The 20,961-nt window shown below is 50.8% G+C and carries 16 protein-coding genes and 1 pseudogene; 7 read left to right on the top strand and 10 right to left on the bottom strand.

Translation table 11 applies throughout. The features are described 5' to 3' along the window. Window positions 1–419 precede the first annotated feature (419 nt). On the top strand, window positions 420–1,061 hold the full coding sequence (locus ABLU96_RS00465; protein ID WP_233933021.1) for a LuxR C-terminal-related transcriptional regulator: 642 nt from the start codon (window positions 420–422) through the stop codon (window positions 1,059–1,061). Here ABLU96_RS00465 and ABLU96_RS00460 read toward each other — a convergent pair whose 3' ends face one another. From ABLU96_RS00460 to ABLU96_RS00430, 7 genes are all read right to left on the bottom strand, one after another. Further along, window positions 1,062–1,745 carry a fimbria/pilus periplasmic chaperone gene (locus tag ABLU96_RS00460; RefSeq protein ID WP_025107085.1) on the bottom strand — a complete coding sequence of 228 codons (684 nt, stop codon included), beginning with the start codon at window positions 1,743–1,745 and terminating at the stop codon, window positions 1,062–1,064. Next, window positions 1,742–3,376, bottom strand: coding sequence for a hypothetical protein (locus ABLU96_RS00455; RefSeq protein ID WP_064405474.1), 1,635 nt, complete (start codon window positions 3,374–3,376; stop codon window positions 1,742–1,744). The genes ABLU96_RS00460 and ABLU96_RS00455 overlap by 4 nt, the downstream gene beginning before the upstream one ends. Continuing rightward, window positions 3,366–5,903: a TcfC E-set like domain-containing protein gene (locus tag ABLU96_RS00450; protein ID WP_046876903.1), complete on the bottom strand. Its 2,538-nt coding sequence runs from the start codon at window positions 5,901–5,903 to the stop codon at window positions 3,366–3,368. The genes ABLU96_RS00455 and ABLU96_RS00450 overlap by 11 nt, the downstream gene beginning before the upstream one ends. A gap of 8 nt (window positions 5,904–5,911) precedes the next feature. Then, window positions 5,912–6,589: a hypothetical protein gene (locus ABLU96_RS00445; protein WP_025107082.1), complete on the bottom strand. Its 678-nt coding sequence runs from the start codon at window positions 6,587–6,589 to the stop codon at window positions 5,912–5,914. A gap of 64 nt (window positions 6,590–6,653) precedes the next feature. Then, window positions 6,654–7,232, bottom strand: a complete 579-nt coding sequence (locus ABLU96_RS00440; RefSeq protein ID WP_004111140.1) for a common pilus major fimbrillin subunit EcpA — start codon at window positions 7,230–7,232, stop codon at window positions 6,654–6,656. Between the two features lie 70 nt (window positions 7,233–7,302). Further along, entirely contained in the window at window positions 7,303–7,920 is a 618-nt protein-coding gene (locus tag ABLU96_RS00435) for a LuxR C-terminal-related transcriptional regulator (RefSeq protein WP_025107081.1), read from the bottom strand. Between the two features lie 675 nt (window positions 7,921–8,595). After that, window positions 8,596–8,994 carry an NUDIX domain-containing protein gene (locus tag ABLU96_RS00430; protein WP_025107080.1) on the bottom strand — a complete coding sequence of 133 codons (399 nt, stop codon included), beginning with the start codon at window positions 8,992–8,994 and terminating at the stop codon, window positions 8,596–8,598. 211 nt (window positions 8,995–9,205) lie between these two features. Between ABLU96_RS00430 and ABLU96_RS00425 the strand changes: the two genes are divergently transcribed. Beyond that, window positions 9,206–10,186, top strand: coding sequence for a LacI family DNA-binding transcriptional regulator (locus ABLU96_RS00425; protein WP_014228283.1), 981 nt, complete (start codon window positions 9,206–9,208; stop codon window positions 10,184–10,186). Window positions 10,187–10,191: 5 nt separating this feature from the next. Here the strand turns inward: ABLU96_RS00425 and ABLU96_RS00420 are convergent, their stop codons facing one another. Further along, window positions 10,192–11,436 carry a mechanosensitive ion channel family protein gene (locus ABLU96_RS00420; protein ID WP_014837733.1) on the bottom strand — a complete coding sequence of 415 codons (1,245 nt, stop codon included), beginning with the start codon at window positions 11,434–11,436 and terminating at the stop codon, window positions 10,192–10,194. A 77-nt stretch (window positions 11,437–11,513) separates the two neighbouring features. Continuing rightward, on the bottom strand, window positions 11,514–12,941 hold the full coding sequence (locus ABLU96_RS00415; protein WP_064405476.1) for an MFS transporter: 1,428 nt from the start codon (window positions 12,939–12,941) through the stop codon (window positions 11,514–11,516). A gap of 109 nt (window positions 12,942–13,050) precedes the next feature. On the opposite strand from ABLU96_RS00415, the gene ABLU96_RS00410 reads away from it, so the two are divergent. After that, complete coding sequence (locus tag ABLU96_RS00410) at window positions 13,051–13,914, top strand: helix-turn-helix transcriptional regulator (RefSeq protein WP_064407202.1); 864 nt, start codon at window positions 13,051–13,053, stop codon at window positions 13,912–13,914. A gap of 561 nt (window positions 13,915–14,475) precedes the next feature. Further along, on the top strand, window positions 14,476–17,352 hold the full coding sequence (locus ABLU96_RS00405) for a sigma-54-dependent transcriptional regulator (RefSeq protein ID WP_064405492.1): 2,877 nt from the start codon (window positions 14,476–14,478) through the stop codon (window positions 17,350–17,352). Between the two features lie 83 nt (window positions 17,353–17,435). Here ABLU96_RS00405 and gspS read toward each other — a convergent pair whose 3' ends face one another. Then, window positions 17,436–17,831, bottom strand: a complete 396-nt coding sequence (gspS, locus tag ABLU96_RS00400) for a type II secretion system pilot lipoprotein GspS (protein ID WP_064405595.1) — start codon at window positions 17,829–17,831, stop codon at window positions 17,436–17,438. 431 nt (window positions 17,832–18,262) lie between these two features. Here gspS and ABLU96_RS00395 point away from each other — a divergent pair. The 3 genes and pseudogenes from ABLU96_RS00395 (at window position 18,263) to ABLU96_RS00385 (ending at window position 20,844) form a co-directional block, all read left to right on the top strand. After that, window positions 18,263–19,172: pseudogene (locus tag ABLU96_RS00395) on the top strand (mannose/fructose/sorbose PTS transporter subunit IIB). Between the two features lie 11 nt (window positions 19,173–19,183). After that, the gene (locus ABLU96_RS00390; protein ID WP_014228290.1) at window positions 19,184–19,984 is read left to right on the top strand and encodes a PTS mannose/fructose/sorbose transporter subunit IIC; all 801 of its coding nucleotides are present in this window, start codon (window positions 19,184–19,186) and stop codon (window positions 19,982–19,984) included. Between the two features lie 14 nt (window positions 19,985–19,998). Then, the gene (locus ABLU96_RS00385; protein WP_048263552.1) at window positions 19,999–20,844 is read left to right on the top strand and encodes a mannose/fructose/sorbose PTS transporter subunit IID; all 846 of its coding nucleotides are present in this window, start codon (window positions 19,999–20,001) and stop codon (window positions 20,842–20,844) included. Window positions 20,845–20,961 lie beyond the last annotated feature (117 nt).

Genomic DNA, 20,961 nt, shown 5'->3' with positions numbered 1-20,961 from the left:
CGGACCTTATCAGCGGCAATATCGACTGCGCGTATTTATCGACTGGCTGGCGGAGGCATTTCCGGCGGCGGCGAGTGGGCCACTGCCCACCGGAGCCAGAGAATGACGATTGCCTGCGAATATTATGCATCGCGTGATGATAAATTAAGTCACAAAATTGTATGCTCGCTTCGAGTAAGGGAATCAGGCAGCGATGTTTTGCTATATATGATATAGTTAAATTATATGATGGTTCTATTAAAATATTTAATGAAAGGTGTTAACGTTATTTTTCCGAAGGTCTGGAATTATAAATTAGTCTTTTGTTTTCTATGGTTATAGTAAATATAATAGCGGCAATAATTTTTGTTTATAGTATGTTTGATATTCCATATGTATCTTTTTGAAAATATTTTTTAGCCACTCAAGAGGTAAGCGTAATGCCGGCAGGTAACCATGAGATTAAATGTATGGCGTGTGGTTTAAACTGCCCTATTGAAGCGGAAGATAAAATGGAGCGATCCCTTTGCGGAGAGAGGAAGTTTTCTGTATGGCCAGATAAAAACTATTTTTTTAAGCGAGCGGTTAATGATTTGGTTTTTCGTGAAATTACCTGTTTTCTGCCTGAGGGAATGGTGGTAGTGGATTTCTCCCTCGACAATATTTTGTATTTTCTGCATGAGGAGTGGGCTGAAAAACTGCAGGAGACCGGACTGAAAGTTATTTTACTCGCGGATAAGAGCATGCTGCCCATGGCTAATTTTTGGATGCTGCGCTCCGGATTATTATGGTCGGTGGTGGAAGTCAACGATAGCTTAAGCAGCTTAATCAAGAAAATAAAACGCATCATGCTGGGGCGAAATCTTCGCTGCCGGCGCACACCGTCGCTGACGGAGCATGAAATGAAGACGCTGCGCCTGCTGGCGGACGGGCATTCCAGCCAGGATATCGCCCGCATCATGGCGTGCGATACCCGCAGCGTCTGCCGCTTTCAATACTCTTTATGCAAGAAGTTCGGCGGACTCAATCGCCTGCGCGAGCTGCGCTTCAGGCATAACATACCCGCTCTGGATCGGCAGTGATTAGTCAGAGGCATCGGTAAAGCAGCTGCTTCCTAAGCGATGGTATTTACCCAGTGCGACAATAAATTTTTTATTACCGTATTGAGCCTTAGGATCTTTCCAGCTTTCCCCTGGCAGCATGTAAAATTGCGTCGAACTTTCATCATCACCATTGCATCCTTTCTGGATAACAACTCTAAAAAAGGTGTTACCGGTATTTTTAATAGTGCCTGTTTCTTCGTTTATCTCATACTTGAACTGCGTTTTACGCGGGCGCACGATGAGAATGGTGCTCATAGACACTGAGGGAACGACATCCATTTGTTTCTGGTCCTGACGCCAGGGGAAAATCGTAACCGGGGTTTCCTTAAAAATTACCCGATAATATCTCTCAACGGCATCTTTAGGCCCGCGATAATAGAGTTTAAAATATTCCTGGCCATTCGCCTGTACCGTGAACTTCAGCGGCGACCAGACCAGATCTTTATCCTGGCCTGGAACGGGTCTTTCATCTCCGCTGCCCGGTCGGGAGATTTTATAAGCCGATATGGTATACAAATTGTTGTTTTTTGTATCATTGACTATTGGCCGGGAGATAAAATCTTTACTGGCATCCATATCATAGATAATAGAGTCAAAGTACACCGCAGACGCGGGCGGCATCCACAGTCCGCATAATCCGATGACAAGGATTTTTTTCATCATACCCCCCGATCGACGCCAATCCAGGTGGCGGTCACTTTCACATCTCCGGTAGCGTTGACGACACCCATCCAGTCATGGCCATTGGTGGTGAACTGTGAATGCGGGTCATCCATCGGAAACAGCAGTTTCAGCGTGGTGGTAAAAAAGAAACCATCGTTAACGTTGGCGTTCCAGGCCGTCTGAACCCAGGCGGCATTGGTCATATCGACAGGATCTTCGCCACAGCTGTTGCGGACTTTTACCGCTTTACCGGTAGCGGACGTCCATTCGAGGTAGGCCGGGACAGGCACTTTTAGCGTCTCGTCCGCTGAGGTAAACAGGCAGTACGGCAGACCATACATGTTGATGGAGTCGCCGATTACCTGGGCGGTGATGCTATCGGCCTGACGCGATGCGGAGGTGGTGACTTTATACTCAAAGGTGATGGGCTCTTCGCTACCGATCTTGCCGGATGCTTGTGGATGCGAATGCCCGTCGCTGGCGACAATGCTGATGCCGTATTCCCGCGGGATGAGGTTAATTAATGTTGATGGCGTGAACTGATAATAACCCGATTGTGTGGTGACGGCGTTATCAAAATAGAAGGTAAACAGAGAATCCTTGTTGGTTAAATCCGTTCCCGCCTTGAGGACTTTTTGGAAAAAGGCGTTGGACAGGAACACGTAGACGTAGTTACCTGACGGTGTGAAAACCTGGTTATAGTCGACGGTAGTGCTACTGTAGTTGTACCAGGTTGCCCCATCACCGCTGAACCTTACTTCCGATGCCGAAGGAGAGAATCCCAACATTGCCGTATCAATGAGCATCCGGATATCAAGGCTGGAGGTGAGTACTTTGGTCTCCTGTAAATTGTAAGACACCATTTTACAGATGATTCCCGAAGCGCTCGTCAAACCGCTCCCTACCACGCCCATCTGGCATAAATCAGAGCCGAGGTTAACGCTTGGCGTGCCATCGCTGGCAATCCACACTTCTGCCATAGCACCGGTACTGTTTAACTTCAGATGCGAGACCTTTTCGAGGTTGAACGTGTAGTAGCGCCATGTTCCCCCGCTGGGGAGATCTTTACAGCGAACGCCGGAGGCAAAGTCATAATCGGTATTGGTATTCATGTAGCAAAGATTAAGCTGCAAAGAATCGATGGTCCCCACTGGCCGATCGCGAAAATACTCATAGGCCGACTGGCTCAGCGCGCCGGCGCCGTAATAACCGTTTGCTACGGTGTTGCCGGACATCGCGTGATAGTAGCCGTCTTTATCGATGACATCGGGAGAAATATAGCCAGACGCCGGGCAGTTTGCGCCCGTAGACATGCAGCGGATCCCGAGAAACGGCTGGTTAATGGGCGAATTCTCGATCCACAGGTCGAAGTAGCGGTTGGCGTAAGCCCAGCCTACGTAGGTTATATACCCCAGGCTACGCTGGTTAGTCGGATATTTTGTCCAGACGTTGGCTCCGGTGAAGCGTGGGTCGAGGGAGCTGGTGGTGATGAAATATTCGTCATCGACATCATTGTCGATAAACATATAGGAGTTGCTGCCGCTTCCGCTGTTGCTGGGGGTGAGCGCCATAGCCGGCGCGGCCAGCAGCCAGCCGGCCAGCAGCATGATGCTCTGGGGTTTAATAGACATTCTTAACATCTCCAGTCACTGATGCCGTTTGTTGTTGGATCTCACAAGGAATCTCCCCGACCCACACGGCGCCTTTCGCTTCATTCAGATCCAGATCCACTTCGCAAATGCCGCCGAATTTATCCACCAGGGTAATCACTGGATAACGCTTATCGACGTCCATGGCGAACTCACCGAGTTCGTCGGTTCGGGTTTTACCAATGTGGTTATGAATATCGGCGTTGGCGTAGTAACCGCCGCGACGGTCTTTCACCCGGCCAAATACGGTGACCAGCTGTTTGACTTCCGGATTAATCACGCTGACGTTGCCCGGATAGAGCACGACTTTGCTGCGGCGGTCGGTCACGATGTCGACGCTGTCTTCTGAGTTTTTGTCGTTCATCAGCTCCACCTTATATTCCGCGTAAGGCGGAAGGCTGATGAAGTTGCTTTTGCCGGTGAGGGGATAGCTTTGACCGTTGATCTGCGCCATCATCCGGCCCTTGCCGCTGAAATTGGTGTTGACCACCAGGCCGGCGGTTTGGGTACCTTTTCCGGCATAGATATTTTTTTGCGTCCAGGCCACGCTGCCCTGCGAGCTCAGGCTGTAGTTTGAGCTGTGCTGCGATGAGCGGCTGACGGAGACGGTGCCGGCGTTATATTTGGTGTCATAGCTGACGTAACCATTGGTTGCGTAATCGTCGGCGCGATAGCTGCTATCGTCATTTTTATTCTGTTTAATTTGTTTCGAAACCGATGCCCCCACCTGGGTAATGGCGCTGTTGTCGAAGCTTTTGCGCAGCGTGGCGTTCGCCAGCATGTTTCCGTTCTGGCTGGACACCCCGGTGCTAAGCCAGGTAGAGAAGGGGATAGAGATATCAATATTGACGTACTTATCGCGCAGATTTTCGTGGTTGTTGTACTGATAATTCTGAATACCGGCGCGCAGAGAAATCGTCGCATAGCGATTGGCTAACAGCGATTGATCGTAATCGACGTTGGTATAGGTGCTTCCGGTATATTTATTATTGGTTCGGCTGACGCTCAGCGTACCGAGGAACGGCGCTATTTTGCGCAGGTTAGCGTTAGCGCCTACGGTAAAGTAGTCGTTCTGCTGCATGGGCAGCGCGTTACCGATAGAACCATACTGGCGCGACCCCCACAGGCTGCCGTACCCATCCGGTAAACTCATATTGAAGGTGGAGGTACTCTGCCAGCTGCCGTCGGTAGCGAGCAGCCCCTGCTGGTTAAAGCTGAACGAGTTGTTGAAAATAACGTTCGCTTCCGTTTCATTGACGCCGTTATTGTCAAAACCGTAGAGCGTGGTTTTCAGATTCACGCCGGAAAGCCAGGGTTGGCTGGTTGCAGCGGCGACCCCGGCAATCCACGTATTCCGTGTGCCATAATTGATGTTGTAGTTGTGGCGATAGTCCATCTTGTTGTATTCGAGGCTGCCCGCGAAGGTTTGCCATGAGAGATCGCCGGTGACGCTCGATTTTCGGGCGAACGTTTTATTGATGTTCGCCGTCCGGCTGCTGACTACGCGCCCGTTAACGACCACCTGTATATCAACGTTATAGATGCCAAACGGCAGGCGCGACGTATCCAGTTCGTAGCTGCCCATGGAGAAGTTTTGAATGCTGAGCAGTTTACCGTCACGGTAAACGTGCACTTCACCGGCGGCCGGCAGGAACACCGTTACGGGCACCAGAGCAAGCGTGTTGTCTTGCGTTTGTGAACTGCTTTTATTGCCATAGCTGATGCCGTAAATGCGGCTGGAGTTCAGGGCGCTCATGCTGGCGATCGATTGCAGATTCCAGGTATCCACCATCCCCATCGCCAGGCGGCGCCCCTGATAGTCACGTTCGTACATCGAGCGATACAGTTTGCTCTGCTGATTGCTGGTACCAATACCGTACAGAGAACCGTTGAAGTTCAGATGGTGCTCGCGCAGCGACCAGGTATTGTCCAGCGTCAGGTAGCTACTTGCGCTATCGGTATTCTCATATTTGTTGTAATAGCTTCCCATGGAGTAATTCAGTACGCTGGAGAGGTCCTGCGCAGTGGATTCTCCAAGTACGTTGGTACGCGGCAAAATAGCGGCCTGCATGGCCTCCCGGTTAACCGTCAATTCAAGATAAAATGAACGCGTATCGAGTGATAGCGAGGCGTCTTTGTTGATATAAACGCGCTGACCGTCGCCGATGCTTTTGTCCTGCATCTCGTTAATCAGCGATTTTATTTGCGGCGATAGTTCAGTTCGCTCTGGGAGATCGCTGAGGGTGATCTGGTTCAGGCGAAACTCATTATCCTTGATGGTAAGGATGGCATCAGCGATTTTTTGCTGGCTGCGTTGGGTACTATTATCGCCTTCATAACGAATAAAAACAGGGACCGACATGCCCTGATATAACGCGTTAGCAAATACCGAAGGAATAACATAGTTACTGACTTTAACTGGCGCTGTAGCATTAGCTGCCCAACCCTGGTTTACCGTAAGCAATAACCCAGCGAACAACGTCCCTTTGACATAACCAAGATTATCCATAATGTTACTCAGTTTACATTTATATATTGCTCACCGTGCCATATTCCAATTCGCGTTTTTTTGTTGGTGAGATCGGTATGCTTTATTTTTACGCTGACACCAGGCATGACATAATAGCGTTCACGGCAGCCTTGACCCTCATCCTTCGCTTTATCACGACAGGGCCCATAGGAGATAACGCGGAATGAAGCGTTGCCGGTATTGGTCACCGTGTCATTATCGCGACGATAGTCAAATCTTTCTTCACGCGGCGCGACCACCAGAATGGTACCAATAATGGCAGAGGTCGTTGCCTCACCCTGTTTTTTCTTTTTACTGGCTTCGAACTCGGTCACCGGCTCATCGGTCCAGGATATGCGGTAATAACGTTCCTGGTTGTCCTGAGGTCCTTTGTAAAAAAAACGAAAGTTCTCTTTAGCATTTCCGGGTAATATCAGGCTGGCTGGCGTTGATAATAATTCCGATCTGCTCGCCATCGGGATAACCGTGCCACCGGCCATAGGCGATGAAATACGCTCCACGCTGACGCTAACGTAACGCGCCGTATCGGTGGTATTAATGATTTCTTTTGCCAGAGTCGAGGCATCCGGCCCCATTATTGAGGTGACGTCTCCGACATTAATTGCATGGGAGGAGGGCGTCACGGTGAATAAGAAGAGAGAGAGTAATAATGGATTCAGTTTCATGGCGCATCCTTATAAGGAGGCCGAAGCCTCCTTGTCATACCGGACAGGTGTTGGCTACACCTGATTAGATAGTCCAGACCGCGTTGAACTGAACGCGAACGTCGCCGCTCCAGTAACCGTCGGTTAAATCTTTGAACTCAGCTGCGGTGCTGCCGTCAGAAGTCGCGGAGTCGACAGTGAAATCGAAGGAACCCTGAGTGCTGACGCGATCGGCGCCTGCGAAGGCGGTAGCGACAGCCAGCGCATCCAGACCCGCGGAGATGTTGTTGGCGGTATCAATCATCGTTACCGGGGTGGTTTTGTTCAGCGCGTTGCCGTTCCAGCTCACACCGACGGCCAGAGTAGAGGCATCAGTGGTACGGCTCAGGGTGTTGCTGACGATCTGAGAGGTCAGCGTGAAGTCGGTCGCGCCAGACTGGCCCTGGATGGTGATGTCAAAAGCGCCTTTCTGGGCGTTAAACGCTTCAATCCCTTCAGCGTACTGGAAGTTCAGGGATTTCAGCGGAGTGACAACCAGCGCGCTGGTGGTGTCTTTAGTTGCGCTTGCATCCCAGCTTGCAGTGGCGGAAGTGGTCACGTCAGCCATTGCGTTGGAAGAGATAAGAGCCGCAGCCACAACACCCGCTAATACGATTTTTTTCATTTTAAATTTCCTGAGAATAATTAAGTTAGTTCCATTTATGGAGTTATTGCTACAAATACTGATAATGACTTTATCCAGATAGAATAATGTTTAACTTCCCTCTGCCTCCCATCTTATTCTGCAAGCTGAGCTTGATTGCGTAGATCCTTTTTTCTGCCATCTGCAATTCGTTGGCTATTTGCTTAACCGACTTTTCTGCGAGTAAAAGATCGAGAACCAGCACTTCCTGGTCGCTGAGTTTTTGGCGGTAACCTCGACCATCTCTTTGACCGAGAAACGAAAGCTGTATTTTCTTTTCAATCTCGTCTCGGGTATCGCTGGTGTTGATAATCGAAACTATCTGCTGACAGCGGTGTTTCCAGAACAGCGCCAGCGGCTGCGCTAACCTGTCGGCAATCAACACTATCCGCAACCCTGTTTTGATCAGATATTCAATCCATTTATCATTGGTGAATAATCTGATGTTGTAGCGAGAAAAATCAACAAAAATAAATCCAGAATTAGAGAAGTTGTAGTGCTTGTTAATTAAAAAACAATGCACACCATTTTTTAAATAGATGTTTTTATCGGGCCATACGCAATAGCGGGTTTCAATGCAGTTAATCGATTTTATCGTAGGTCGTGGATAGATTTCGCATTGATACTGACAGCTTATGCAGTATACCTTCTCATATTTCTGCGGAGCCATATGTCGATTTATTTCCCTATATTGTATTACCCTATCGTTCAATGATGTGGCTATATTATGGCTAGTTAATAAATGTGACAACTTTAATTTCTGGAGAGTTATATAGATGAAAAATGTGTAAATTCTTAAGGGCTGAAATTGACTGGATTGATACTAACCTACTATTCTGAATAAGAAAAATCTTAAGGTGCAGGATTTTATGTCGATCGCTCCTTAAGAATTATCCATGGTGACCAGGAATTTTCTCGCTGAATGGGGGAGAATTGGTTAAAAAAAAACAGCACAATAAGTCAAAAAAAATGCTATTTCATCGCTGTTTGTTAATTTTGTGTTTTTGTTTTGTTTTATTTTGTGGTGTTTATTCTGTAATCACCTGTTTTTTGTAAGGGAAAGTTGCGATATTTTGGATTATGGGGGAAAGGACCGTCTGGCGAAATATGATCTGGCGTACAAAACAGGGCGTTTTTAAGAACTAAAACGCGTCGGCGCTTGAAAAGGAGCGAATCAGAAGGATGTGCTAAATCTTAACCGGAAGAAGCGGACAAATGCTTCTCGGGGAGACGGGGCGCTGCAGCCTGAACGGGCTCTGCCTGCAGGCCGCCGTAGCGCCACCGGGACGATGGCAGCGTGAATGTGCAGACAAATGAGCCAATACTTTCGATGCGCCCCGGGCGCTTACGCCCCTTTCAGCAGAGGAAGCAGGTGATTCTCGGTAAGAGGAGCAAGCTTAATATGCCGATCCTGGCCCGGCGTATACCAGATAACTTCTTCTATTTCTGCCGTCGGTGTAAAGCTCGCTCTGTTGGTGGCTATCTGAAAGATATCCGCCGAGACCGTATGGCCCGGCTCGTTTGCCGCCGTATCGGTGAAGCGGCCTAACGGGACCAGTTCTTCAGGTGAGACGATGAAGTTGAGCTCCTCTTCGAGCTCGCGGATCAGCGCCGCTTCCGGGGCTTCCCCGATTTCAGGTTTTCCACCGGGCTGCATAAAGTACTCAGTCCCTCGTTTGCGTACTAAAAGACAGCGTCCTTGACCGTCGGCGATCACTGCCGCCGCGATATGAATATTTTTTATTGTGTTCAAGAGATACCCCAGTTATATGCCGATGATGTTCAACGGCCGGCGTACGTTTCATCTCTCGCGAAACAACGCCGACGCTATCATGATAGCGACCTTAGCGTGCTAATCAATCCCGTCGATTCTCGCAAAACCTGCTGACGGCGCAGGCGGGGCTCATTTATGATAGCCTGCGAAATATAACGTCTATGCGGGAAGTGCAGCCTCTATGTCAATTCAGAAAATCGCTCGCCTGGCGGGCGTCTCGGTGGCGACGGTATCGCGGGTATTGAATAACAGCGATACCGTTAAAGCGAAGAATCGCGAACGTGTGCTGCAGGCGATCAAAGAGAGTAACTACCAGCCGAATTTGCTGGCCCGCCAGCTGCGAACGGCCCGCAGCAATATGATTCTGGTGATGGTCTCTAATATCGCCAACCCCTTTTGCGCCGAGGTGGTCAAGGGCATTGAAGAAGAGGCGGAAAAGAACGGCTACCGGATCCTGCTGTGTAATTCAGGTTCGGATTTAGCCCGTTCAACCTCGGGGCTGCAGCTGCTCTCCGGCAAAATGGTCGACGGCATCATCACCATGAACGCGCTCTCCAGCCTGCCGGAACTCACCACCATGATCGGCGACGCGCCCTGGGTGCAGTGCGCGGAATATGCCGATAACGGCAGCATCTCCTGCGTCGGCATCAACGACGTCGACGCGGCGCAGGGCGCCGTTTCCCGGCTGGTTGACGGCGGGCGTAAACGCATTGCTTTAATCAACCACGATCTCAGCTATCGCTACTCGCGCCTGCGCGAGCGCGGCTATAAAAGCGTTCTGCACGTTCGCGAACTGGCGTATCAACAGGTGATCTACGCCAGCGATCTGAGCGCCGCGGCCGGTAAACAGGCGATGGAGACGCTGCTGGCGCAGGAAGAGCAGCCGGACGCGGTGTTTGCCGTCTCTGATTCGCTGGCGGCGGGCGCGCTGCGGGCTATCGCTCAGGCCGGAATGCGGGTGCCGGAAGATATTGCGGTGGTCGGTTTTGATGGCACCGAACTGGCTGAAGTGGTATCGCCGCAGCTGACCACCGTGGAACAGCCTTCGCGCGAGATTGGCCGTACGGCGGTCACGCTGCTGATGAAAAGAATCGACAATCCCGACGCCGCGGTCGAGCGGGTGATGATGGACTGGCGCGTCATTTCCCGCGCCAGTGCCTGAGGATATTACTGAGACACCGCGCCCGCCAGCGAACGAATGTCGTTACCGGTAGGGGACTGATGGATCCGCAGGCCGAATTCGTCAACCACGGCATAGACGTGATCGAATATATCCGCCTGAATGCTTTCATATTCCGCCCACACCACGGTGTTGGTGAAGCAGTAAATCTCAATCGGCAGGCCGCTGGCGTCCGGCGCCAGCTGGCGCACCATCAGCGTCATATCTTTGCGGATGCGCGGATGATTACGCAAATACTCCTGCAAATAGGCGCGGAAGGTGCCGATATTGGTCATCCTGCGCTGATTCAATATCGATTGATCGGCGGCGTTCTGCTGGTTCCACAGGCTGATTTCCTGATGACGTGAATCCATATACGGCTTCAGCAGCCTGGCCTGAATTAAGCGCTGCTGCTCCTGTTCATCAAGAAAATGAATGCTGGTGGTATCGATATTCAGGCTGCGCTTAATGCGGCGACCGCCGGATGCCGACATACCGCTCCAGTTTTTAAACGAGTCGGAAACCAGCGACCAGGTTGGAATGGTGGTGATGGTGTTATCCCAGTTGCGCACCTTCACCGTGGTCAGGCCGATGTCAATCACCGCGCCATCGGCGCCATATTTTGGCATCTCCAGCCAGTCGCCGAGCTTGAGCATATCGTTGGCGGAGAGCTGAATTCCCGCCACCAGGCCAAGAATAGGATCTTTGAATACCAGCATCAGTACCGCGGCCATCGCGCCGAGTCCGCTAATCAGAATCGCCGGCGACTGGCCAATCAGTAAGGAGATAACCAGAATGCCGACAATAATCGCGCAGACCAGCTTAATACCCTGAAATATCCCTTTAAGCGGCAGCTGAGAAGCGGTGGCGAATTTCTGCGATAAATTGAACACCACGTCCAGCAGCGAAAAGAAGGATAGCATCGCGTAGATCATCACCCACAGCTGCGCGCAGGTGGTGAGTATTTCCGCGGCCTCGCTGCCTTTTTGCAGCCACAACACCGCCTGCACGTTGACGATAATCCCCTGCAGGGTGAAGGCCAGACGATGAAACAGTTTGTTCTGGGTAATAATTTGCAGCCACAGGTGGCTACTGGCCTTCGCCCGCTTTTCGAAGGTGCGCAGCACCACTTTGTGCAGAATAAGATGAACGACAATCGCCGTCAGAAAAATAATGCCGAAGATAATAATGAGTGAGGTGGTGGGGGTAATTTTGATGCCTAATGCGGCGATTTGCGATATGAATTCCTGCATAACGTCTCCTTTACATCCAGCGGTTATGATGACCGCTGGATGTCTATTATGCAAATCGCAGGTTACGCCGTTGTGAATTATGGGGTCGCTACCGCCGGACGGACGTTAAGGTGATGGCGTAGCCACAGCGCGATGGCGCCCAGTACCAGCATCATCACCACTTCCACCGCCAGGAAATCGATCAGCGCCCGCGGATAGTCGCCGCCGCTGCGCTGGGCAAGGGTTAAGAATAGCGACCCGAGAATTGCCGGGCCCAGGCCCAGCGTCGCCTGCTGCAGAGTGCTGAGAATCGCGCTCCCGGCCCCGGCGTCGCAGGCGCTGATATCGCGCATCCCGATACGGTAAAAGCTGTTGACGATCAGCGCCTGCCCGTAGCCGATAAGCGCCGTGGAGGGGACCAGCGCCAGGGTGGTGGTGTAGATACCAAGGCGATAAAAGGTCGCGCTCAGCAGCAGCAGGCCGACAATCTGCACCGACAGGCCGGTCAGCAAAATGCGCCCCATGCTGTAGCGGGCAATCAGCTTCGGCGCGTACAGCGCGGAGATGAAGTAGGCCACGCCGAGTGCGATAAAGCTGTTGCCGGACTGCCACGGCGCCATCCCCAGACCGGCCTGCATGGTCAGCGCCATGCAGAACATAAACCCGGACCAGGCGCTGAAAAAGAGCAGGGCGATGGCCATGCCAAAGCGAATGCTGGTGAGTTTCAGCAGGCGAGGCGGCAATAGCGGCTGCTCGCCGCGCTGCTGTTTGCTCAGCGCGCTGGCCCGCATCCAGACCAGCAGCGGCAGCACCGCAGCTAACATCAGCTGCAGCGTCCACGGCCAGTGCAGCTCCGGCCCCAGCGCCATCGGAAACAGCAGGCAGCAGAGGATTAGCGCAAGGCTGAAGGTGCCCTGCCAGTCGATGCGCGAATGCGCTTCGCGCCGGGTCTCCGGGACGTATCGCGGGCTAAAGGCCAGCACCAGCAGGCAGATCGGCACGTTAATAAAGAAGGCATTTCGCCAGCCTAAACCGGCGATATCCGCCGAGACCAGCCAGCCGCCGCCCATCTGACCGACGATAAAGGCGATTCCGCCGATGCCGCCGTAGAGGCTGATGGCCCGGGCGTGGGCGGTGCCTTTGAGGGTGATATGCAGCGTAGCGAGAATCTGCGGCACGATCAGGGCCGCGCCGGCGCCCTGGACCGCGCGCGCCGCCAGCAGCGTGGAGATGGAGTTCGCCATCCCGCACAGCAGGGAGGCGACGCCAAAAATCGCCACGCCCCACATAAACAGACGGCGGCGGCCATAGTTATCGCCAAGCTTGCTGCCCATCGCCAGGCAAACGGCAAAGGCGACGCCGTACAGCGCGACGATCAGCTCCAGCTGGGTGGCGCTGGTGTTCAGCGACTGGGTGATGGAGTCCAGCGCGACGTTGGCGATCGAGGTGTCGATCAGCGGCAGCATCTGGCCGGTCAACAGAAGGAATAAACCGGCGCGGCCGGGTGAAACAGCAGACGAATTCATCGGATCTCTCCATTGCGTCATTCAGCGGATGGCCGTAGCATCACCGATAAATTAAACGGGTACCAGTTCCTGCTTATACTGGTATTGGCACTACCATGCTGGAGGTTTTATGACGACCATGCCGCAACGTGAATCGACGATCGCCGCGCCCGATGACGGCCGTAAACAGCTGGGGGCGTTTCTGCGCGCCCGGCGTGAGAGCCTCGATCCGCAGCGCCTGGGGTTACCTCGCGTCGGCCGGCGGCGCACGCCGGGCCTGCGGCGGGAAGAGGTGGCGATGCTGGCGGAGGTCGGCGTCACCTGGTACACCTGGCTTGAGCAGGGGCGGGAAGTGAATCCGTCCGAGGCCGTGCTGGTGTCGGTGGCGAACGCGCTGCAGTGCAGCCCGCTGGAGACCCGACATCTGTTTGTCCTGGCCGGACTGACGCCGCCGGAAGCTGCGCAGGTCACGGTATGCGAAGGCATCAGCCCGGGCACCCGGCGGATGCTCGATAGCCTGATGCCGCAGCCCGCCAGTATTCAGAAGCCGAGCTTTGATATTGTGGCCTGGAACGACAGCTTCTGCCGCCTGATGGGCATCGATTTCGCCATCATTCCGGAAGAGGATCGCAACTGCATTTATCTGTATCTGACCAATGAAACCTGGCGCAGCCGCATCGAGAATCGCGACGTGCTGGCGACGTTTGTCTCCTATTTCCGCGCGGCGATGGCGGAGCACCGCGGCGATCCGCTGTGGGAGAATAAGCTGGCGCGCTTTTTCGCCGCGTCGGCGGAGTTCGAGGCGCTCTGGCATCAGCGCTATGAGGTGCGCGGGGTGGAAAATCAGGTGAAACACTTTAACCATCCGCAGCTCGGACGCTTCAGCCTGCAGCAGATGTACTGGTACTCGGCCCCGCGCAACGGTTCGCGCCTGCTGGTCTATTTGCCGATGGATGAAACGGGCGAGCGGGCGCTGGCGTGGCTGGATAAATAAAACCATATATTGCTGGAGAGTCAGAGCGGGACTCTCCAGCCACGTTTTGCCAGAGGGGTAAATCCTCCGCGGGTAAGGTTCGCCGGGAGCGGATGTGAACGCCGGGTAACGGCGGCCTATCAGGGCGAGGCCCATGGATGGGCCGAGTAATCCGAAGCCAATGCACAGGCAACCTGAAGTATGGCGGGGATAGATATTTCTCTGTTTATTGCCAATAACCCGGCTGCTTGCTTATTCTGGCGATAGCGTGGTCAGGGTGAAGACGATAATTAAATAATCATTTACGCCAGGAATCTATTAATTGTGGCGGCGGGAGGTCGAGTCATCTGGGAAAACTATCCAAAGATTAAATAAGTGTTTTTGTTATTATCATTATCCATGATGATAGTGCCGGCGGGTTATGTGACACAGTACAAATAATTACAATTATTGAGCTTATTGAGAATATATTTCACATGCGTTGAATGCATGGTTTCCTCTATTGTGATAGGTTGCTTGTTAAATAATAACTTCATATAAATCTATATATTTTCAGAACATGTAAATATAACGGGAAGTTGAATGAAACGAATTGACCGGGTTTACCATTGGCTGCTGGAACACGCAGACAAAATGAGCTGGCATGAAATGTGTTTGCAGAGAGGGTTCAATACCCATGATATTGCTGACGGACTGCGTATTTTGCGAAACAATGTCAGTTTCGAACTGGGTAATTTGTTACGTATGCAGCAGATCGTTAAAGTGAAAGGAAGACCGATAGCCTACATTCCCAAAGTCAGCGTTGAACGTGCGTTGGGTATCGCTCTGTCAGAGGTGGAGTTTGACAGTTTTGATGCGCTGAATGCGCTGGTTTCTCCTGGCGGGGGAGTCGCGGCGCAGGCGCCGGCCGATTCGCGGGTTTCTGAGCACCGGAGCGCCGATCCTTTTAGTTTGCTGATTGGCTTCGATGGCAGCTTAAAAACGCAGGTCGAACAGGCAAAAGCCGCTATCCTGTATCCACCGTCCAGCCTGCATACATTAATTACCGGACCGACAGGCGTTGGGAAAAGCCTGTTTGCTTCTGTCATGTTCAACTATGCCTGTTTTGTTGGCCGTTTTGATGCGAAAAAACCCTTCATTGTGTTTAACTGCGCAGACTATGCAATGAACCCGCAGCTGCTGATGGCGCATATTTTTGGTCATATCAAGGGGGCGTTTACCGGCGCCGGCGAGGACAAAGAGGGATTGGTTGATAAAGCTAATGGCGGAATGTTATTTCTGGATGAGATACACCGATTACCACCGGAAGGGCAGGAGATGGTCTTCTACTTTATGGATACCGGTACCTACAGCCGGCTGGGGGAAACGGAAAGAAGACGTACCGCGAGCGTTTTATTGGTGGGGGCCACTACCGAGAATTTAGAATCTGCAATGCTCAAGACCTTCATTCGCCGTATTCCAATCATCATTCATCTGCCAACATTCGAACGGCGCAGCACCCAGGAGAAAATATCGCTGTTGAAATTCTTATTGAATAGAGAAGCACAGCGTATTCAGAAACCGATCAGAATTGATGTGGAAGCAATGAAGGCGCTGATCGGTAATACTTCTTTTGGCAATATTGGCCAGATGAAATCCAATGTGCAGCTGGTATGTGCGAATGGCTTTTTACACTGTTTGCATCAAGATATTATTGATATCCGCTTCCGCGATCTGCCCAGCGAAATTAAAAACGGCCTGTTTCATCTCGGCGCACGGCGCGATGAAATGCAGCAGATCAATGATTATCTTGAGGATTTTTTAGTTATTCAGCCGGGAGGCGAGCCGTCGCCGCTACAGGAAGACGATCAATATGAACCCACTTTCAACCTGTATAATATTATTGAAGACAAAGTTACCTTTATGCAGGATCATGGCCTGTCCCATGAGGAAATTACGCGCTTTATTTTACTGGACATCAGCATTCATCTGAATACTTTTTATATGAAGTTTCAGAACAATGCCGGGATGCAGGAAAATATATTAAAAGTAGTCAATGAGGATATCCTGCATTTCTCACAGCAGATGAAAAAAATCGTGGAACGGGAATTGAATCATCATCTGACGGAGCGCTTTTTATTGGCATTTAGTTTACATCTGACATCTTTTTTAGCGCGAACGGAAAATCGCCATACCGCTCTGCTTCCCCGTATTGAGCATCTACTGATGAACCAGGGGCAGGAGTATCAGGCCGCTAAAATAGTCAAGCAGCACATTGAAGACAAATTTGGCATTGATGTGCCTGTCGTCGAAGAGATGTATTTAACGTTGCTGATTAGTTCTTTGTTGAAAACCCAGCAGGAAGAGCGTGTTGCGGTACTTGTCGTAATGCACGGAAGCCATACCGCCAGTTCGATGGCTAGCGTTGCCCAAAAGTTACTGGGTGAGGGCAATATTGACAGCATTGATATGCCTTTGGACATCAGTCCCAAACTGGTACTCGATCAAATGCGCCAGCGTATTAAAGAGCTGAATTGCAACAAAGGCGTGCTGCTGCTGGTGGATATGGGATCGTTGAATGGTTTTGGCGACATTATCATGCAGGAAACGGGGATACAGATACGCACATTAACCATGGCTTCGACGCCCACGGTCATTGAGGCAGTAAGAAAATCGGCGGTCATGGGAATGGAGCTGGATGATATCTACTTTTCGCTGTGCGATTTCAAGGGATATGGCAGTTATCGTAAAACGACGCAGCAGCTGGATACATCCATGCTTTATCAGAAAGTGAAGGCGATCCTCTGCGTGTGCTCAACCGGGCAGGGAACGGCGGAGAAGCTGAAAACCTTTGTCGACGGTATGCTGTGTAATATGGAACGTTGCGATATTAACGTCATCGCGATGCCGCTGAATGAAGTCGAAATACAAAGAGACCTTTTACTCAAACGTTACGAGTTCATTATGTCTTTGGGGATAGCAGATCCCAGAATCAATGCCCCTTTCTTACCTCTGGAAACGTTGTTTTCCAGCAACGGTGAGGCGCAGTTTACGCTTCTCGTTCAACGGAGCCATTTACAGTCGGTTATTCGGCCGCATGCGATGGTGCGCAAAATTAGCGAGGAGAGTATGACCGAGTTTCTGACTTACCTTAACCCGAAAAAAGTGGTCGATCCGGTGCTGGAGTATATCAGTGAGCTGGAGAAGCTGGAGGGATTCCCCTTTGATAATGGCATGAAGGTCAGCATTAGCGTGCATATCGGGAGCGCGCTGGAGCGAATGGTACAACACTGCGGCCTGAAGTATGATGGTGACCTTAGCGAAGACAACCAGAAAAAACTGGATACCTACCAGACGATTGCTCGTTGCTTCCAGAAAAAGCTGGCGATTACCCTGGATCGCGACGAGCTTAGCTACATCCTGGAGATGGTCGCGGAACTCTCCGAGCGTTCGGCTGCACAACAGGAAGATTTATCGTAGCCGTTTAATGGCCTCGTTCAGAATGTGCAGGTTCTCCGGCGCCGGGCGTTTTGTCCTGTCCGGTGAAGCGTGACGTTTTTCGCCTACTGGCCGTTAAATGCTGTGGGTAGAGCGTCGATGAAAGGCTTCAGTAGACGATTAAAGCTACTACACTTGGTTGATTCTGGCGTGCTGTCGCGCTGCAGATGTTGATAAATTTGCTCACTGCGCTGCGACACGGCTTTATCTTCAGCGATATCCCAACCCCGCTGCCTGGCTACCTTATCGATAGCGTTGTTCATGACCGCGTCGCTGGGTAAATCACTGCGGTGACATTGATATTTTAGATATTTTGCGCTGGCGCTCACGGAGGCCAGTTGTTCTATTTGCTCGTCAGGAGGAATAGGCTTTTGTTGTAATGAAGAACGGGATTGTTGACAACCTGTGCTGACTAGCAGAAATGCAATCAGCATAAAATGGCAAAAACGGAATGACCGCATGGCAATAATCTTACTCTTATCTAAAAAACAGCATTCTAGCAAGTTACCCCCGGTTGTCACGAATTAGCGCGGCAGGCTTTCTTTATTGCGATCTTGTTCTCATATTTGCTTTTATACTTTCTGATTTATCCCCCAGTGAATCCATCACGCCTTCGGCTAACATTTCTTAAGATCCACGCTATAATAATAGTGCGATACACATGGGTTCGTATCCTAAATTCCCGGTTCTAGTGTATTGATATTTTAATACACAAAATATACCACCGTTCACAAACCCCGAGTTCATCACCTTCTCAGCCCTGTTAACGTCCTTAATACACTAACCTGGCACATTCTTTGCTGGTACAGACTCGTATATTATTTTCGCTCAACACGGTTATGGTTTCATTTACTAAAAGCAGACGTGATGGTTTAAACAGGAATTTGAATCAATGAATACAGCAATCATAGTTGCTACTCATGGCGCAGCCGCAGGACCTTTGATTAATACCACTCAGATGATCGTCGGGCAGCAGGAAAATATCGCTACGATTGATTTTCTACCTGGGGAAAACGTTGATACGTTGGTCACTAAGTTTGAAAACGTTCTCCAGACGTTGGACCAACGAGATGGCGTTATCTTTCTGGTTGATATTTACGCCGGTAGCCCTTTCAATGCGGCCAGCCTGCTATCGATGAAAAAAGATAACTGGGATGTAATAACCGGGGTCAATGTTCCGATGCTGATCAACGTGTTTTTAGAGCGAGAGAGCGTGGGGGAATACCTGCAATTAGTCGATATCTCAAAACAAACGGCAAGAGATGGCATTAAGTCTCTCAAATACAGTTTAAATAACAATAATACAGAAGAGGATCATCTTTGAAATGAATGTTTTATTATCACGTATCGACGATCGTTTTATTCATGGCCAGGTGGTTACCCGTTGGGTAAAAGCGTATCCAGCCGATCGTTTAATTGTCGTCTCTGATGCCGTGGCGGCGGATGAATTACGCAAGTCTCTGCTCATCTCTGTTGCTCCTTCAGGCATGATTGCTAGCGTGGTGTCCGTGGAAAAAATGATTAACGCCTGGCATAGCCCTCGCTACGCAGGGGTCAGCGCATTTCTGCTATTTGAAAAACCGGGGGATGTTCTGCGGTTAATCGAAGGCGGCGTCGCGATTAAAAGCGTGAATGTTGGCGGAATGCGCTTTGAGAACGATCGCGAGCAAATTACCAAATCCGTCAGCGTAACCTCAGACGATGTTGCGGCATTTCATGCTTTGCATGCGTTGGGCGTAAGTCTGGAATTACGCCAACTGCCGTCTGATGCCGCCGTCGACTTTATCTCCAAATTAAAATAATCGAGGGAATCATGACCACTATACAAATTATATTGCTGCTGGTGATTGCAGCCATTACCGGGATGGGTAGCGTGCTGGATGAAGGGCAAACGCATCGTCCACTTGTTGCCTGTACGCTGGTTGGCTGGGTACTTGGCGATATGACTACCGGTATCATTCTTGGCGGTACGCTGGAAATGATGGCCCTCGGGTGGATGAACGTTGGGCTGGCGATGGCGCCGGATACCGCCATTGCCTCGGTGATATCGACCATTCTGGTGATTAATACAAATCAGGGGATTGGCGAAGGCATCGCGATTGCCGTCGCGTTAGCCGCTGCGGGTCAGGCGCTGACGATTTTTGTCAGAACGATGACGGTGTTCTTGATCCACCGGGCGGATACCTATGCTGAAAAGGGCAATATGCGCGGTATCGAAATCATGCATATCACTGCGCTTGGTTTCCAGGCGCTGCGCGTGATGATTCCCACCTTTGTGGTGGTCATGATGAGCGTTGATTCGGTGCAGGCCATGTTGAACGGTATTCCGCCAGTAGTGACGCATGGTCTGCAAATTGGCGGCGGTATTATTGTTGTTGTGGGTTATGCCATGGTCATCAATATGATGAGCGTCAAATATCTTATGCCGTTCTTTTTTGCCGGTTTCTTGATTGCGGCTTTTACCAGTTTCAACCTTGTTGGTTTAGGGGGAATGGGATTAGTCGGTGCGTTGCTGTATATACAGCTGAGTCCAAAATACCAGCCTAAAACCCTGACCGCCGTGGCGGATGGTGGGCCGGCTTCTTTAAATAATAACGACGATTTGGATGCATAATGAAGAACACTATAATGACGAGACACGCCGCCGCTCAGGGTGAAAAAAAATTAACCCGCGGTGATATTATTAACATGTTTATCCGTTCAAATTTCCTGCTCGGTTCATTTAACTTTGAACGTGTACAGGCGATGGGCTACTGCTTCATCATGATCCCCGCCATTAAACGCCTGTATGGGCCGGGCGCGGAACGTAATGAAGCCTTGAAGCGTCACCTTGAATGGTTCAACACGCAGCCTTTCTGTACTGCACCGATTCTGGGGGTGACAGGGGCGATGGAGGAAGAGAAGGCCAACGGCGCGAATATTGATGGTAGCAGCATCAGCGGCGTAAAAGTGGGCCTGATGGGGCCGTTTGCTGGCGTCGGAGATCCGATCTTTTGGGGGACGATTCGCCCGGTTCTCGCGGCGCTGGGGGCTTCCCTGGCCCTGGGCGGAAATGTGCTTGGCCCGTTGTTCTTCTTTTTCGCTTTTAACGCTATTCGTCTGGCGGTGAAATATTTCGGTTTGAAATACGGTTATGAAAAAGGGCGTGAGATATTAACCGATCTCGGCGGTAATCGAATCCAGAAACTGACCGAGTCAGCGTCAATCCTGGGACTGTTTATTATGGGGGCGCTGGTTTGTCGATGGACAACGATCAATGTGCCGATTGTCGTCTCCCGCATTACCGGCGCGGATGGGCAGGTCGTCGTGACAACGGTCCAGGGGATATTGGATCAGCTATTGCCGGGTATGTTACCGCTGCTGTTAACCCTGTTTGTGGCAAAGCTACTCCGTAAGAAGGTGAACCCGCTGCTGATGATTATCGTCATATTTATTATCGGCATTTTTGGCTACTGGGCCGGGTTCCTGGCATAAATAATAATGAGGAGATAGTTCAAATTATTAAAATAATATAAGTTATGGATAACGTATTATATCTCCTCATTAAACTTGTTTTTTAAATATCAAGTATTGGAACAGAACGAAAGAATA

Origin of the sequence: Klebsiella sp. CN_Kp106 (assembly GCF_040064575.1) — a bacterium.
Taxonomy (GTDB): Bacteria; Pseudomonadota; Gammaproteobacteria; order Enterobacterales; family Enterobacteriaceae; genus Klebsiella; species Klebsiella michiganensis.
This window is presented reverse-complemented; position numbering and strand designations above follow the sequence as displayed.